This window comes from Kitasatospora humi, assembly GCF_020907985.1.
In the GTDB taxonomy this organism is placed as follows: domain Bacteria; phylum Actinomycetota; class Actinomycetes; order Streptomycetales; family Streptomycetaceae; genus Kitasatospora; species Kitasatospora humi.
On the sequence record NZ_JAJJPA010000030.1, the window covers coordinates 20,338 to 34,673 of the forward strand.

Consider the following 14,336-nt stretch of genomic DNA (forward strand, 5'->3'; position numbering starts at 1 on the left):
CCGATCGTCAGTGCTCGGCGTTCTGCGGCGGCAGGGCCGCGATGAACGGGTGGTCCCGCTCGATCAGGCCCAGCTTCGAGGCGCCACCGGGCGAACCGAGCTCGTCGAAGAACTCGACGTTCGCCTTGTAGTAGTCCTTCCACTCCTCCGGAGTGTCGTCCTCGTAGAAGATCGCCTCGACCGGGCAGACCGGCTCACAGGCACCGCAGTCGACGCACTCATCCGGGTGGATGTACAGAGAGCGGCTGCCCTCGTAGATGCAGTCAACCGGGCACTCTTCGATGCACGCCTTGTCCTTGACGTCGACACAAGGCTGCGCGATGACGTAGGTCACGCTGTCGTTCCTCCTCGGATGGGCCGGTGCCCAAACTATCTGCTTGCGTGCGCCGGGTGAGCGCGGCGTCGTCGATGCCCGCCCCTAGTATCGCGGGTCAGAGCCAACAAATGCACCGGAGGTCCCTTTGAGCACCAGCCAGTTTCCGGACGGCGGGACGGCCGAGATCCGCATAGACCGCTCTGACGTGGGACGACGGGTCTCGGTGCGGCGGCTGGAAACCCCGGCGGACCCGGCGACCGGGCGACCTGTGTTCCGGGATGTGATCGGCGTGCTCACATCATGGAACGATCATGAGCTGACGGTGGTCGGCCGGGACTGCTCCGAGGCCCGGATCCCGGTGGACCGGCTGGTGGCCGGCAAGGTGGTGCCGCCACGCTTCGACAGGCGGGGGGCGGCCCGGCGCGGCGAGCAGCCGCAGGCCGGCCCGGCCGAGCTGCAGCGGCTGGCCGCCGGCAGCTGGCCCGCCGTCGAGCGGGAGCAGCTGGGCGACTGGACGCTGCGCGCCGCCCAGGGCTTCACCAAGCGGGCCAACTCGGCCCAGCTGCTCGGTGATCCGGGCCTGCCCCGACCGGCCGCGCTGGAACGGGTGCGCGCCTGGTACACCGCCCGCGCGCTGCCCGCCTGGGTCGAGGTGACGGTGCCGGGCACCGACCCGGCGCTGGTCGCGGAGCTGGACGGGCTGGGCGAGCGCGTCACCCCCACGCTGGTGCGGACCGCGCCGCTGGCCCCGCTGGCCCGCCCGGTGCCGGGTGCGGAGCTGGTGCGGCTGTCCCGCACCGCGGGCGACGACTGGCTGGCGGTCTACCACCGGTTCGAGGACGACGGCACCAGCGCCGAGGCCGCCCACCGGGTGCTGCACGGCGGCCCCTCGGTCTGGTTCGCCACCGTGCCCGACCCGGACGGCGCTGAGCCGCTGGCCATCGGACGCTGCGTCATCGACGGTGCCTGGGCGCACTTCGGGGCCGTGGAGGTGCAGCCGCGGGCCCGGCGTCGGGGGCTGGCCCGCGCGGTCATGGCGGTGCTCGCCGCGCGGGCCGCCGAGGAGCGCGCCCGCGGCGCCCACCTGCAGGTCGAGGCGGACAACGAGGCCGCGAACGCGCTCTATGACGATCTGGGCTTCAGGACCAGTCACACTTACCACTACGTGCGTCTTCCCCAGGCGTAGCAGTCGTCGTAGGTTCCCGCCGTAGCATCACCGAAGCAGCACCGCCTGACGCATCCCGTGCCGCACACGAAAGCCAGCGCAGCCACCGTGACCGAGCAGAGCAGAGCCCGCTTCCGCACCGAGGCCAGGTCCGAGCAGCCCGATCCGGTGCTGCTCTGCCTGCTCGCCGCCGCCGAGCACACCCTGGCCGGCCCCGGCCGGCCCGAGGAGGAACCGGCGCCGACCCTGGCGGAACTGGAGGCCGCCTGCCGGGCGGCCCTGGAGCGGCACGCGGCCGCGGTGCGGCGCGCCGTGGCCGAGCGCCGTCCGACCTCCCCGGAGGAGACCGCGGCGCTGCTGGCCGCGGTGCTGGCCGGGCGCGAGCGGTTCCACGGCCGGCAGTCCGACTACAAGCGGCTGGAGTCCTCGCTGCTGCCCGAGGTGCTGCGGCGCCGCCGCGGGCTGCCGATCATGCTCTCGCTGGTCTGGTCGGCGGTCGCGGCCCGGGCCGGGCTGACGGTGCACGGGATCGCGCTGCCGGGGCACTTCATCGTCGCGGTCGGGGCGCCGGAGCCCGGCGACGATTACGTCCTGGCCGATCCGTTCCACGGCGGCCGGCTGCTCTCCTCGCAGGACGCGGCGGCGATCGTGGTGGCGGCCGGGCACCCGTTCACGCCGGAGCTGCTCACCCCGGCCCAGCCGCTGGACATCACGCTGCGGGTGCTCGGCAACATCCGCGCCTGGGCCGCCGAACGGCCGGAGCACGCCAGGACCCAGCTGTGGGCCACCGAGCTGTCCCTGCTGCTCCCCCGACACCCGGCCCAACTACGGCTGGAGCGCGCGGAGTTGCTGGTGCGCACCGGCGACTTCCTGGGCGGGGCGGCCGAGATGGACGCCTACGCCCAGATCCTGGACGCCTTCGACCCGGACTCGGCCGCGCGGGTCCGGCAGGACGCCCGGGCCGCCCGCCACCGCCTCAACTGACCCGAGCACAAGGACCGTTCAGAGCCAGCCCTTGTCCTTGGCGACCCGCACCGCCTCGGCCCGGTTGCGGGCCCCGGTCTTCTGGATCACCATCGACAGGTAGTTGCGCACGGTGCCCTCCGACAGGTGGAGCCGGCGGGCGATCTCGGCGTTCACCGCGCCGTCGGCGGCCGCCGCCAGCACGTCCTGCTCGCGCCCGGTCAGCGGATTGGCGCCCTCGGCCAGCGCGGCGGCGGCCAGCGTCGGGTCGATCACCCGCTCGCCGCGCAGCACCCGGCGCACCGCCTCCGCCAGCTCGGCCGCCGGCGCGTCCTTTACCAGGAAGGCGTCGGCCCCGGACTCCATCGCGCGGCGCAGGTAGCCGGGCCGGCCGAAGGTGGTGGCGATCACCACCTTGGTCGCCGGGCTCTCCCGCTTGACCAGCGCGGCCGCCTCGATCCCGGTCATCCCGGGCATCTCGATGTCCAGCACCGCGACCTGCACCCGGTGCTCCAGCACCGCCGGCAGCACCTCGTCGCCCCGGGAGACCTGCGCGACCACCTCGATGTCGCCCTCCAGCGAGAGCAGCGCGGCCAGCGCCTCACGCACCATCGACTGGTCCTCGGCGAGCAGCACCCGCACCTGATCGTCACTCATGTCGCCGCAGCTTAGGGCCTGCGCGCGGCGGTCAGCCCCAGCGGGACCAGGGCCCGGACCGTGAAGCCCCTGCCGTGCCGGCCGGTCGCCGTCTCCAGCCGGCCCCCGACCAGGGCGAGGCGCTCGTCCAGTCCGGTCAGCCCGTTTCCGGGGGCGGACTTGCCGGGACCGCGCCCGTTGTCGGCGACCTCCAGCACGGCGAACCTGGCGCCGTCGCCGTCCCAGGTCTCGTCCAGCGCCACGGTGCACAGGGTGGCGCCGGCCGCGTGCCGGACCACGTTGGTGACCGCCTCGCGCAGCGCCCAGGCGAGCGTCTCGGCTTCCGCGCCGCCCAGCCCCGGGTGCTCCTCGGTGAGCGTGGACGGCGCGTCCAGGGTGACGCCGGTGGTGGCCAGCGCGGTGCGGGCGGCGGCCAGCTCCACCGAGAGGCTGGGCTTGCGGTACCCGCTGACCGCGGAGCGCACGTCGGTCAGCGACTGGCGGGCCACCTGCTCGATGTCGGCCACCTGGGCCCGGGCCTGGTCGTCCTTGCCGGCGTCCATGAACCGGCCGGCCAGCTCGCTCTTCAGGGTGATCAGCGAGAGCGAGTGACCGAGCAGGTCGTGCATGTCCCGGGCCAGCCGCAGCCGCTCCTCGGCGGCCGCCAGATGGGCCGCCACCTCGCGGGCCTCGCGCAGCTCGCGCATGGTGGTCACCAGTCGCTGCAGGCCGGTCATCGCCGCCCCACTGAGGAAGGTCGGCAGCACCAGCGCACCGAGCTCGTCGGACTTGGTGTGCAGGATCAGCGCCGTGACCAGCAGCAGACCCGCGGTCGCGAGCACCCCGCCCAGGGCGAACCGGGGTGGCAGCACCGCGCCGGCCGCGACCGACAGGTAGGTGAACAGCCCCAGCCACTGCCCGCCGAGACCGAACGAGGTGGCGAACGCCAGCCCCAGCATCAGGGCCAGTACGGGATAGGTGCCGCGCCACCCGTCCCCACCCACCGAACGGAAGATCACCAGGCTGAGGTAGCCGCCGACGAACCCCGCCAGCGCCAGCGCACCGAGCAGCGTGCCGACCGTGCCGTGCCTGCCACCGGCCAGGTCCTCGATCGGATAGACCAGGTAGAACATCCACAGCAGCATCCAGCAGATCTTCACCAGCAGCTGCCGGCGGGTGTCCACCGGGGCGCCGGGGATGTGCTGCCGGTCGCCGACGGCCGGCCGCGCGAGCAGCGCGGTCGGCCGGTCGGTCGGACGGCTCTCCCGGGTCGGTGACGACTGTGCCGAACCGTGGTCCAGGGAGGTGCGCGTCATGGTGCTCATCATGCCTGCCGGGTGTCCCGGCGGTACAGGTAGGAGGCGGCGGCCACGAAGACCACCAGGAAGCCGGCCAGGCCCACCGCCGCGCCGGCGTCGAAGCCGTTGCCCGGGGTGGTGAAGGCGGCCAGCCGGTTGTACAGGTACACCGGGTCGAACTTGGCGATGTCCTTCATGCCGCCGCTGATCGGGTACCAGGTGCCGCCCAGCACCGACAGCACCATGTAGGTGATCATCACGATCGGCTGGACGGCGTTGGGCTCGGCCGCGTAGCCGAGCGCCACGCCGAGCGCGGCGAAGACGAAGCTGCCCGCCCAGAGCACCCCGACCAGGCCCAGCCACTGGCCGGCCGGCAGCCGCACGCCCTCCGCCGCGCCGAGCCCGAACAGCACCAGGATGGACGGCAGCGTGGTGACCGCACTGGCGCAGATCTTGGCGGTGGCGTAGGCCCGCCCGGGCAGCGCGGTCAGCCGCAGCTGCCGGGTCCAGCCCGACTTCCGCTCCAGCGAGATCCGCTGCGCGCTGCCGGTGAGCACCGCGCCGACCGCGCCGAAGGTGGCCATCGAGACCATGAAGTAGGCCTTGACGCTGCCCCCGCCCGGTATCGAGTGGTTCACGTTGATGAAGAACATGTACAGGATCGCCGGGTAGAGCACGGTGAAGAACACGTACCGCTTGTTGCGCAGGGTGCGCAGGATCTCCAGCTTGATCAGGGTCTTCATCGCGCGCTCTCCAGGGCGGGCTCGGTGCCCTCGGTCGACTCGGCGGCCTCGGTGATGGTCAGGAAGGCCTGCTCCAGGCCCAGGCTGGTGACCTCGATGCCGCGCGGGTACCAGCCCGCGCGGTAGAGGCCGGCGACAAGCGCGTCGGTGTCGGTGGCGCGGATCCGCACGGTGCGCACCCCGTCGGCCGGGCCGCTGACGTCCAGTGCGGTCAGGCCCGGCAGCGCGCGCAGCTCGGCCTCGTCCACGAAGCCGTCCGCGGCGTGCAGTTCGAAGCTGATCCGGCGGGCACCGGCCCGGGCCTTGATGTCGGCCGAGGAGCCGTCGGCGAGCAGCCGGCCGCGGTGCAGCACCAGCACCCGGTCGGCGATCGAGTCGGCCTCCTCCAGGTAGTGGGTGGCAAACAGCACGGTGCGGCCCTGGTCGGCCTGGGCGCGCATGGAGGCCCAGAACTGCTGGCGGACCGAGACGTCCATGCCGGTGGTCGGCTCGTCCAGCACGATCAGGTCGTTGGCCCCGGCGATCGCCAGCGCGAACCGGACCCGCTGCTCCTGGCCGCCGGAGAGCTTGTCGACCCGGCGGTCGGCGATCTCCTCGATGCCGGCCTCGCGCAGCACCTCGGCCGCCTTGTGGCCGCGCGGGTGCACGTCGCAGGCCAGCTGCACCAGCTCGCGGACCTTGACGTCGGTCATCAGGCCGCCGCTCTGCAGCATCGCGCCGACCCGGCCGGCCTCGATCGCGGCCCGCGGGCTGCCGCCGAACAGCGTCACCGTGCCCTCGTCTGGCTCGCGCAGCCCGAGCAGCAGGTCGAGGCTGCTGGACTTGCCGGCACCGTTCGGGCCGAGCAGGGCCACCGTCTGGCCGGGATACAGCGTCAGGTCCAGGCCGTTCACCGCCCTGACCTTGCCGTAGCTCTTGCTGACCTGCCGGAAGGCGGCCACTTCCCCGCTCATCGTCCCCGTCCTCTCGCTCGTCCTGGCGACCGCACAAGAGTCCCGCGCGGCGCGGGGTGCGCGGCAGTGTGCCGGGTCGTGTCCTCGGCATGACGGATGTCATGCCGAGGACGTGACGACCGCGCAGGCCGGGGGCGTCAGGCGGGCATGCCGAGGGCGTCCTTGAGGAACGCCACCTGGAGCAGCAGCAGGTTCTCGGCGACCTGCTCCTGCGGGGTCATGTGGGTGACCCCGGAGAGCGGCAGCACGGTGTGCGGGCGGCCGGCGGCCAGCAGCGCCGAGGAGAGCCGCAGGGTGTGCGCCACCACCACGTTGTCGTCGGCCAGGCCGTGCACGATCATCAGCGGCCGCTCCAGCTTGGCCGCGTCGTCGAGCAGCGAGTGCTCGCGGTACCGCTGCGGGTGCTCCTGGGGCATGCCCAGGTAGCGCTCCTGGTAGTGGGTGTCGTACAGCGTCACGTCGGTCACCGGGGCGCCGGCGACGGCGGCGTGGAACACGTCGGGGCGGCGCAGCACCGCGAGACCGGCCAGGTAGCCGCCGAACGACCAGCCGCGGATCGCCACCCGGCCGAGGTCGAGCGGGAACTCCTCGGCGAGCGCGTGCAGCGCCGCCACCTGGTCCTCCACGGGCGGCCCGGCCAGGTCGCCGGCGACCGACTTCTCCCAGGCCGGGCTGCGGCCCGGGGTGCCCCGGCCGTCCGCGACGACCACCGCGAAGCCCTGGTCGGCGAACCACTGCGAGCTGAGGAAGCGCTCCTGGGACTGCACCACCATCTGGGCGTGCGGCCCGCCGTACGGGTCCATCAGCACCGGCAGCAGGCCGTCCCGCTCCCGGTCGTAGCCGGTGGGCAGCAGCACGGCCGCCGGGATCCGCCGCTCGCCGGCCCAGCGCAGCACCGGACGGGCCGTCAGCACCGGGGTCTCGGCGTGCGAGGTGACGATGTGACCGGCCGGGGCGCCGTCGACCAGCACCTCGGTGCGACGGCCGGCCCGATCCAGCGCGGACCAGGAGACGACCGTGACCGGGCCGCCGCGGACCGCCTCCACCGCGCCGCCCTCGCGCAGCAGCCGGGGCGCGCCCCCGTCCAGCGGCACCGCGTAGACACCGGTCAGGCCGGGGACCGTCTCGGCCCGCTCGCCCTCGCTCGCCCGGACCAGCACCTCGCCGGCGCCGACCGCCAGCACCGTGCGCAGGTGCAGGGTGTCGTCGGTGAGCACGGTGTCGCCGGCCAGCAGCGCCCGGTGGCCCGGGGCGTCGCTGATCCGCAGCAGCCGGCCGTCCGCCGTCCAGGCCGGCACGCCGTGGAAGAGCTCCAGCCAGGCCTCGTCCCGCTCGACGACCAGGGTCTCGGTGGCGCCGGTGGCCGGGTCGACCGTGAGCACCAGCTGCTCGCGCTGGCTGCGGGCCTGCACCAGGAGCAGCGGCGGGCCGCCCGCCGACCAGTGCACCCGGGCGAGGTAGGGGTACGTGGTCCGGTCCCAGACCACCTCGGTGCGGGTGCCGTCCAGGTCGACCAGCCAGAGGGTGACGTCGGCGTTGGGGGTGCCGGCCGCGGGGTAGGCCACTTCGGTGGGGGCGCTGGCCGGGTTGGCCGGGTCGGCGATCCACCAGCGCTGCACCGGCGCGTCGTCCACCCGGGTGGCCAGCAGCCGGTCACCGGCCGGGGACCACCAGAACCCGCGGTCCCGGTGCATCTCCTCCTGCGCGATGAACTCGGCCTGGCCCCAGGTGATCCCGGGCTGCTCGGCCTCGACCAGCGAGCGGTCGCCGCTACCGTCCGCGGCGGTCAGGCGCAGCGCGCCGGCAGTGGTCGGGTAGGCCACCCAACGGCCGTCCGGCGAGGGCCGCGGGTCGAGCACCGGGCCGGCGGCCGGCAGTTCGCGCGCCGCACCGGCGACCAGGTCGGCCGCGAAGAGCCGGCCGGAGAGCGGGAAGACGGCCAGCTCCGCGGCCTGGTCCAGGGCGTAACCGACGATGCCGGCCGCGCCCTCCCGGCTGCGCTCCCGGCGGGCCCGCTCGGCCGGCGAGAGCTCCTCCTCGCCGCCGCCCAGCAGCGCCACCGGGTCGGCGGCGATCTTCTCGGAGCCGTCGGCCGGGTCGAGGGTCCAGAGCAGGTTGGCCCGGTCGCCGCCGCCGCGCGAGCGCAGGAAGACGACTCGGGAGCCGTCCGGTGCCACGGCGAACGAGCGGGGCATGCCCACGGTGTAGCGCAGGGTCCGCGCGTACTGCCGGGGAAAGGTGTCGGCTGCGGTCTCAGTGGTGGTCATGGATCGCACCCTATGGGGTCCGTCCACCGTTGATCACTCTTTCGGCGCAGCGCGCGGAACTGGTTCGCGCGGGCCCCGAGAGCCCTTCCCACCGGCCCAGGGACGGCTTCCGACGCCCCGTGACACGAGCCGTCGCGCCTCACCGAACGTAACGCGCGCGTCACTCATCGGGTATTCCTGGGTGCAGCGACCGATTTCGCCGTCCAGAAGGGGCGGCGGCACCCGGAAAGGGGTGTGAGCCGCCATGGCTCTGAACATCTCCGCAGCCGTGCTGATGCTGACCATCGTGGTGGTACTGATCCGCCGTTCCGGCCTGAAGATGGCCCACGCGATGATCTGCTCCCTGCTGGGCTTCTACCTGGCCTCCAGCTCGATCGCCCCGTCGATCCAGCAGGTCACCAGCAACCTGGCAGGCATGCTGAACGGCCTGAAGCTCTAGCCCGCGCGGCAGCGGTCTAGGCTCTCCCCCATGACCGCTGCCGACCGACGCCTGCTGCTGGTGCACGCCCATCCCGACGACGAGTCGATCGGCAACGGCGCCACCATGGCCCGCTACGCCGCGGAGGGCGCCCGGGTCACCCTGGTGACCTGCACCCTCGGCGAGGGCGGCGAGGTGATACCGCCGGAGCTGGCCGAGCTCACGGCGGACCGGACCGACACCCTGGGCGAGCACCGGATCGGCGAGCTGGCCGCCGCGATGCGCGAGCTCGGCGTGACCGACGTCCGCTTCCTGGGCGGCCCCGGCCGGTACCGGGACTCCGGGATGATGGGCGTGCCCGACAACGACCGGCCGGACTGCTTCTGGCAGGCCGACGTGGTGGAGGCGGCCGGACAGCTGGTCGAGGTGATCCGCGAGGTCCGCCCGCAGGTGCTGGTCACCTACGACGAGCACGGCGGCTACGGCCACCCCGACCACATCCAGGCGCACCGCGTCGCGATGCGCGCGTACCGGTTGGCGGCCGATCCCGACTGGCGCCCGGAGCTGGGCCCGGCCTGGCGGATCGTCAAGGTGTACTGGACCAGGGTGCCGCGCTCGGTGCTGCTGGCCGGCCTGGAGCAGGCCGCCGCCCGCTACCCGCTGGCCGCCGCCGAGCAGGACGTGCCGGGCGTGGTGCCCGACGAGTTGGTGGACGCCGCGCTGGACGGCGCGCGGTACGCCGGGCACAAGGCCGCCGCGATGCGCGCGCACGCCACCCAGATCACCGTGGACGGCACCTTCTTCGCGCTGAGCAACGACCGCTGGCAGCCGTTGCTGGCCGACGAGTACTACCAACTGGTGCACGGCCCGGCCGGGTCGGCGCGCCCCGAGCGCGACCTGTTCGCGGGAGTCGAGGTCCGGTGAACCCGCTGCACAGCCTGCTCGGCACCCGGGCCCAGCGACTGGCCGAGCCGCTGCCGGCCCGTCGGTTGCGCATCGCCTGCTACGTGGTGGTCTTCGTGCTGGGCGTCCTCGACGCGCTCTGCGGTTGTTTCGTGCAGGCCCTGTGGAGTCCGTGGGGCCTGCTGCTGGCGCTGGCGGGCAACGCGGCCGTCTTCTACGGGGGCGTCCGGGTGAGCGGCACCAAACTCGGCCTGGCGGCCGGTCTGGTCGGCTGGCTGCTGGTGATGTTCGTGCTGCTGGCGCCGCGTCCGGAGGGCGACTTCGTGCTGTCGGCCGCGGCCACCTCGTACGCCTACCTGCTCGGCGGGTTGGCCATCGGACTCGGTGTCGGACTGCTGCCCACCCGATCGCCGTACGCCTTCGGCATCCCGCGCCAACGTGACTGACTACCCGTAGGCTCGGGGTACGGAACCGGACGTATCGGGTTCTAAGGGAAGCAGTTCGCCACTCTGGCGTTCCCAGTATGGTGGTGCCGCAGCATCGTCGGACGAGCCGTCCGGCCGCGAACCCGGAGCAGAGCAGCATTGAGCAGCCGCGAATCTGACAGCGCCCACCCGTCGTCCCGTCGTGGGGCGGGCGGAGCCGACGCCTATCCGTCGGGCACACCGCCCTACGGCATCCCGGGGTTGGGCGGCGGCTTCGACCCGTTCGGCCGGACCCCGGGCTTCGACGTTCCCCCGGGCGGCCCGCAGGAGCCGGAGCCGGAAACCCCGAAGACCGAGACCACGCTGACCACCAAGATCTCCATCAACATCCCCGGCTCCCGGCCGATCCCGCCGGTGGTGGTGCGCAGCACCGTCAAGCCGGAGGAGGGCGCGGGCGAGCCGCCTGCCGCCGAGCCCCCGGCCGCACCCGGCGGCCCCCGGCACCGCTCGGCGCCGCCGGCCGCGCCGGTGCTCGGGGTGATGGACCAGGGCGGCCGCACCAGCACTCCCCCGGACCTGCCACCGCAGTGGCGCGGCCCGGCCGAGCAGAAGTCCGACGCCTCGGAGTCGGAGTCGACCGGCGAGTGGTTCCGGCCGCGGCAGAAGTCGCGCCCGGAGCCGGTGGCGACCACGCCGGCCGCCGGCACCCCGCGGTTCGCCGCCGGCCGGCCGCCGGCCGGTGACGGGCGCGGTGCGGCGCAGCCCGGCGGCTACCCCGCCGATCCGTACGCGACCGGCGCCCGCGACCCGTTCGACCCGGGTGCCCGTGACCCGTTCGGCGGGGGTGCCCCCGACCCGTTCGACGGCGGTGTCCGCGATCCCTTCGACCCGGGTGCCCGCGACCCGTTCGACCCGGGTGCCCGTGACCCGTTCGGCGGGGGTGCTCCCGACCCGTTCGGCGCCGGCCCGGCGGGTCCGGGCGCGCCGCAGCAGGGCATGCCTCCGTTCGGCGCCGGCCCGGCCCAGGGCAACTCGGGCGGCTTCCCCGGCCCGGCCCAGGGCAACGCCGCGCCGTTCGCCGGCGAGCCGGGCCAGGGGCACGGCCCGCTGGGTGACGACGCGGCGGCCGGCAACCCCGTCCGTCCTGCCGCCGACCCCACCCCGGCCGCCGGCCGGGACGTGCCCCCCCACACCGCTGCGGCACCAGCCGCTGCGCCGCGCCCCACCGGCACTCCGGGCGCCCCCGGCCGGTTCGCCCGGCCGCAGCAGCCGATCAGCACGTTCCCGGGTGGTCCGGCCCGCCCGTCCGGGGAGCCGGAGGACACCCAGATCGGCGGCTTCGATCCGATCACCGGCGAGGGCCGGCCGACTCCGGGGCGGATACCCGGCGGCCCGCCGCCGACCGGTCTGTACGGCACCCCGCCGACCGCCCCCGGTCGTCCCGGCCCCGCCCCGGGCCTGCGTGGCGCCGCCGCAGGCTTCCCCAACTCACCTGCCGCGCAGGACGGTTCGCTGTCCGGCGAGGCGGCCGAGCCGTCCGCGCCCGGGGCGGACGCCGAGTCCTCGCCCGCCCCGAAGCCGCCCGCCCCGAAGCCGGCCGCGGCCAAGCCCAAGGGCCGTTCCAAGGTCCAGAAGCTGCTGGTCACCGGTGCCGGCGGGGTGCTCTTCGTGGGCGCCGCCGCCTACGGCACCGGCCTGATGCTCAACCAGACCGACGTGCCGCGCGGCACCAAGGTGCTCGGCGTCGACATCGGCGGCAACAGCCGCGACCAGGCCATCCACACGCTGGACTCCACGATCGGCAAGATCGGGCAGCAGCCGATCCAGTTGAAGCTGGGCAACCAGGCGCTCACGCTGGACCCGGCCGCGGCGGGACTCGGCTTCGACACCACCGCCACGGTGGACGGCCTGACCAAGCACAGCTACAACCCGTCTGACGTGCTCCAGTCGCTGACCGGCGGCAGCAAGAACGTGCCGCCGGTGGTGCACATAGACCAGGCCAAGCTGAAGGCTGCCCTGGACGGCCTGTCGGCCAGTTCCGCGCAGGGGCTCAAGGAGGGCTACATCCAGTTCTCCGACACCGGCGACCCGGTGGTGGTGCCCGGCCAGCCCGGGCAGGCGGTGGACGACAGCACCGCCGTCGCCCAAGTGGCGCAGAGCTACCAGGACCGGGCCGACGGCAAGACCGACGCCCCGGTGAACCTGCCGGTGACGGCGGCTCAGCCGAAGGTCGCCACCCAGACGCTGCAGCAGACCGCGGACGGCCTGGGCAAGGCGATCACCAGCAGCAACGTGGTGGTCCAGGCGGGCAACAAGCAGTTCCTGTTCGGCAAGAAGGCGGCCGCCAAGGCCCTCACCCTGGTCCCGGACGGCTCGGGCAACCTGGTCCCGAAGTGGGACCTGGACCAGCTCGGTTCGATGATCGGCAACACCTTCGACAAGCTTCGGTACAAGAAGGACGACAGCACCCTGGCGCCGATCACCACCCAGGACGTGGCCAACGCGATCGCCTCGGTCTATGACAAGAACACTGCGGCGGAGCGCACTTATCGCTTCCATATGTGAACATGTCAAAATTGCCCGGCGGGACCCCGGAACGCGCTCCGTTCCGGGGTCCCGCCGGCTTTCTCGGCGACATCCCGCCAGTGGCGTGTAACTGTCACCGACGTTGGGCAGCAACTCTCCCGACGGATTTGCAAGCACCTGCTTAAAGGCTGACGAAAAGTCGCCAGCGGCGGCATCCCGCCATATCCGTCCGATATGCGGACGCAAAAAACCGCCGGGCAGATCGCCCGAAACCACCCCAAAGCGGACACCTGTATCTATGCGCGTCAACGTCCCCAGGAGCGGATCGAGACGTTCAGATACCGGTGTTACTAAGCCCTCGTTACGAACTCATGAACGCGCTTTATGGCTTTATGTCCGTTTTATCCCGTCTCGCCTAAGGGGTGTCAAGTGGTTGAAAGCTACAACCTGATGGACATTCCAGAACGAAGCCAAAACTGGCTGTCCAGCCACAGAGAAACTCTTGACGTTCGATAAACGAGTTGCGAGAGTCCGTTCGACCAACTTCTTCCTCGTTGCTGCTGCACAGACCACCGGCGGGAGCTTTCGCACCATGACGACGCCAACTGAGGACACGACTGAGACCGAACCGGTCCTCGTCGCGTCCGCGACAGGAGACGCCGGCAACAAGCCGAACGCACTCCAAGGGCGCACCCCGGGCCAGATTGCCTGGAGCCGCTTCAAGCGCAACCGCATCGGTGTGATCTGCGCCGGCATCGTGATCCTGTACATCCTGGTCGCGATCTTCGCGCCGGTGATCACCGGGCTCTACGGACAGTCGCCGTACATCCCCTACGGCACGCGCGACATGTCGCTGCTCGACGACAGCGGCCTGCCCATCGGCGCCAACGGCGGTATGAGCGCCGCCCACTGGCTGGGCATCACCCCGGACGCCGGCTACGACATCTTCGCCAAGCTGGTCTACGGGATCCGCACCTCGCTCGGCATCGGCCTGCTGATCACGATCGCCTCGGCGATCGTGGGCATCGTGCTCGGTGTCGCGCAGGGCTACATCGGTGGACGCTTCGACTACTTCGTCGGGCGCTTCACCGACCTGCTGCTCGGCTTGCCGACCCAGCTCTTCTTCATCGCCTTCACCCCGATCGTGGAGAACTGGTTCGTGCCCGCGGACCGCGCGATGCCGGTCTACATGCGCGTGCTGTCGGTCGTGCTGGTCCAGGCGTTCCTCGGCTGGATGGCCACCGCCCGTCTGCTCCGCGGCATGTCGCTCAGCCTGCGTGAGCGCGAGTACGTCGAGGCGGCCAAGATCTCCGGTGCCTCCTCCTGGCGCATCATCTTCAAGGAGCTGATGCCCAACCTGGCCACCACGATCCTGGTCCAGGTGACCCTGCTCCTCCCGACGATGGTGACCGCCGAGGCCGGCCTCTCCTTCCTCGGCGTCGGCATGGTCGACCCGACGCCCGACTGGGGCCTGATGTTCCAGGACGCGACCAGGCACTACCAGGACGACCTGACGTACCTGATGGTCCCCGGTATCTCGCTGATGATCTTCGCCGTGGCGTTCAACCTCTTCGGTGACTCCGTTCGCGACGCGCTCGACCCGAAGACCATCCGCTGACCGCTCCACCCCGCTCCACCCCCGCTCCACTGCTGTAACCCCCGCTCCCCCCAGCACCGGCCACCCCGGGGCAGTGCCGCCCCGCCGGTCCGCGCTGGCCAGACA

The 14,336-nt window shown here is 72.7% G+C and carries 13 protein-coding genes; 7 read left to right on the plus strand and 6 right to left on the minus strand.

Features of this window, described 5'->3' with window-relative positions; genetic code table 11:
* Positions 1-7 precede the first annotated feature (7 nt).
* Positions 8-334, minus strand: a complete 327-nt coding sequence (fdxA, locus tag LN042_RS24705; protein ID WP_101382073.1) for a ferredoxin — start codon at positions 332-334, stop codon at positions 8-10.
* A 127-nt stretch (positions 335-461) separates the two neighbouring features.
* On the opposite strand from fdxA, the gene LN042_RS24710 reads away from it, so the two are divergent.
* Both LN042_RS24710 and LN042_RS24715 read left to right on the plus strand, forming a co-directional pair.
* Complete coding sequence (locus LN042_RS24710) at positions 462-1,502, plus strand: GNAT family N-acetyltransferase (RefSeq protein WP_230053529.1); 1,041 nt, start codon at positions 462-464, stop codon at positions 1,500-1,502.
* An 87-nt stretch (positions 1,503-1,589) separates the two neighbouring features.
* Positions 1,590-2,465 carry a transglutaminase family protein gene (locus LN042_RS24715; protein WP_230053530.1) on the plus strand — a complete coding sequence of 292 codons (876 nt, stop codon included), beginning with the start codon at positions 1,590-1,592 and terminating at the stop codon, positions 2,463-2,465.
* An 18-nt stretch (positions 2,466-2,483) separates the two neighbouring features.
* Here LN042_RS24715 and LN042_RS24720 read toward each other — a convergent pair whose 3' ends face one another.
* The 5 genes from LN042_RS24720 to LN042_RS24740 all read right to left on the minus strand — a co-directional run bounded on the left by LN042_RS24720 (position 2,484) and on the right by LN042_RS24740 (position 8,341).
* A complete protein-coding gene (locus LN042_RS24720) occupies positions 2,484-3,101 on the minus strand; it encodes a response regulator transcription factor (protein ID WP_230053531.1) in 618 nt (205 codons plus the stop codon).
* 11 nt (positions 3,102-3,112) lie between these two features.
* On the minus strand, positions 3,113-4,396 hold the full coding sequence (locus LN042_RS24725) for a sensor histidine kinase (protein WP_230053532.1): 1,284 nt from the start codon (positions 4,394-4,396) through the stop codon (positions 3,113-3,115).
* A gap of 8 nt (positions 4,397-4,404) precedes the next feature.
* Entirely contained in the window at positions 4,405-5,121 is a 717-nt protein-coding gene (locus tag LN042_RS24730; RefSeq protein WP_230053533.1) for an ABC transporter permease, read from the minus strand.
* Entirely contained in the window at positions 5,118-6,074 is a 957-nt protein-coding gene (locus LN042_RS24735; RefSeq protein WP_230053534.1) for an ABC transporter ATP-binding protein, read from the minus strand. The genes LN042_RS24730 and LN042_RS24735 overlap by 4 nt, the downstream gene beginning before the upstream one ends.
* Before the next feature lie 137 nt (positions 6,075-6,211).
* Positions 6,212-8,341 carry a S9 family peptidase gene (locus LN042_RS24740; RefSeq protein ID WP_230053535.1) on the minus strand — a complete coding sequence of 710 codons (2,130 nt, stop codon included), beginning with the start codon at positions 8,339-8,341 and terminating at the stop codon, positions 6,212-6,214.
* Between the two features lie 244 nt (positions 8,342-8,585).
* Between LN042_RS24740 and LN042_RS24745 the strand changes: the two genes are divergently transcribed.
* From LN042_RS24745 to LN042_RS24765, 5 genes are all read left to right on the plus strand, one after another.
* Complete coding sequence (locus LN042_RS24745) at positions 8,586-8,780, plus strand: DUF2304 domain-containing protein (protein WP_230053536.1); 195 nt, start codon at positions 8,586-8,588, stop codon at positions 8,778-8,780.
* Positions 8,781-8,810: 30 nt separating this feature from the next.
* Complete coding sequence (gene mshB / locus LN042_RS24750; RefSeq protein ID WP_230053537.1) at positions 8,811-9,683, plus strand: N-acetyl-1-D-myo-inositol-2-amino-2-deoxy-alpha-D-glucopyranoside deacetylase; 873 nt, start codon at positions 8,811-8,813, stop codon at positions 9,681-9,683.
* Positions 9,680-10,108, plus strand: a complete 429-nt coding sequence (locus LN042_RS24755) for a DUF6113 family protein (protein ID WP_230053538.1) — start codon at positions 9,680-9,682, stop codon at positions 10,106-10,108. Before mshB ends, LN042_RS24755 begins: the two co-directional genes overlap by 4 nt.
* 138 nt (positions 10,109-10,246) lie before the next feature.
* Positions 10,247-12,652, plus strand: coding sequence for a peptidoglycan binding domain-containing protein (locus LN042_RS24760; protein ID WP_230053539.1), 2,406 nt, complete (start codon positions 10,247-10,249; stop codon positions 12,650-12,652).
* A gap of 553 nt (positions 12,653-13,205) precedes the next feature.
* Entirely contained in the window at positions 13,206-14,231 is a 1,026-nt protein-coding gene (locus LN042_RS24765) for an ABC transporter permease (protein WP_230053540.1), read from the plus strand.
* Positions 14,232-14,336: the final 105 nt, after the last annotated feature.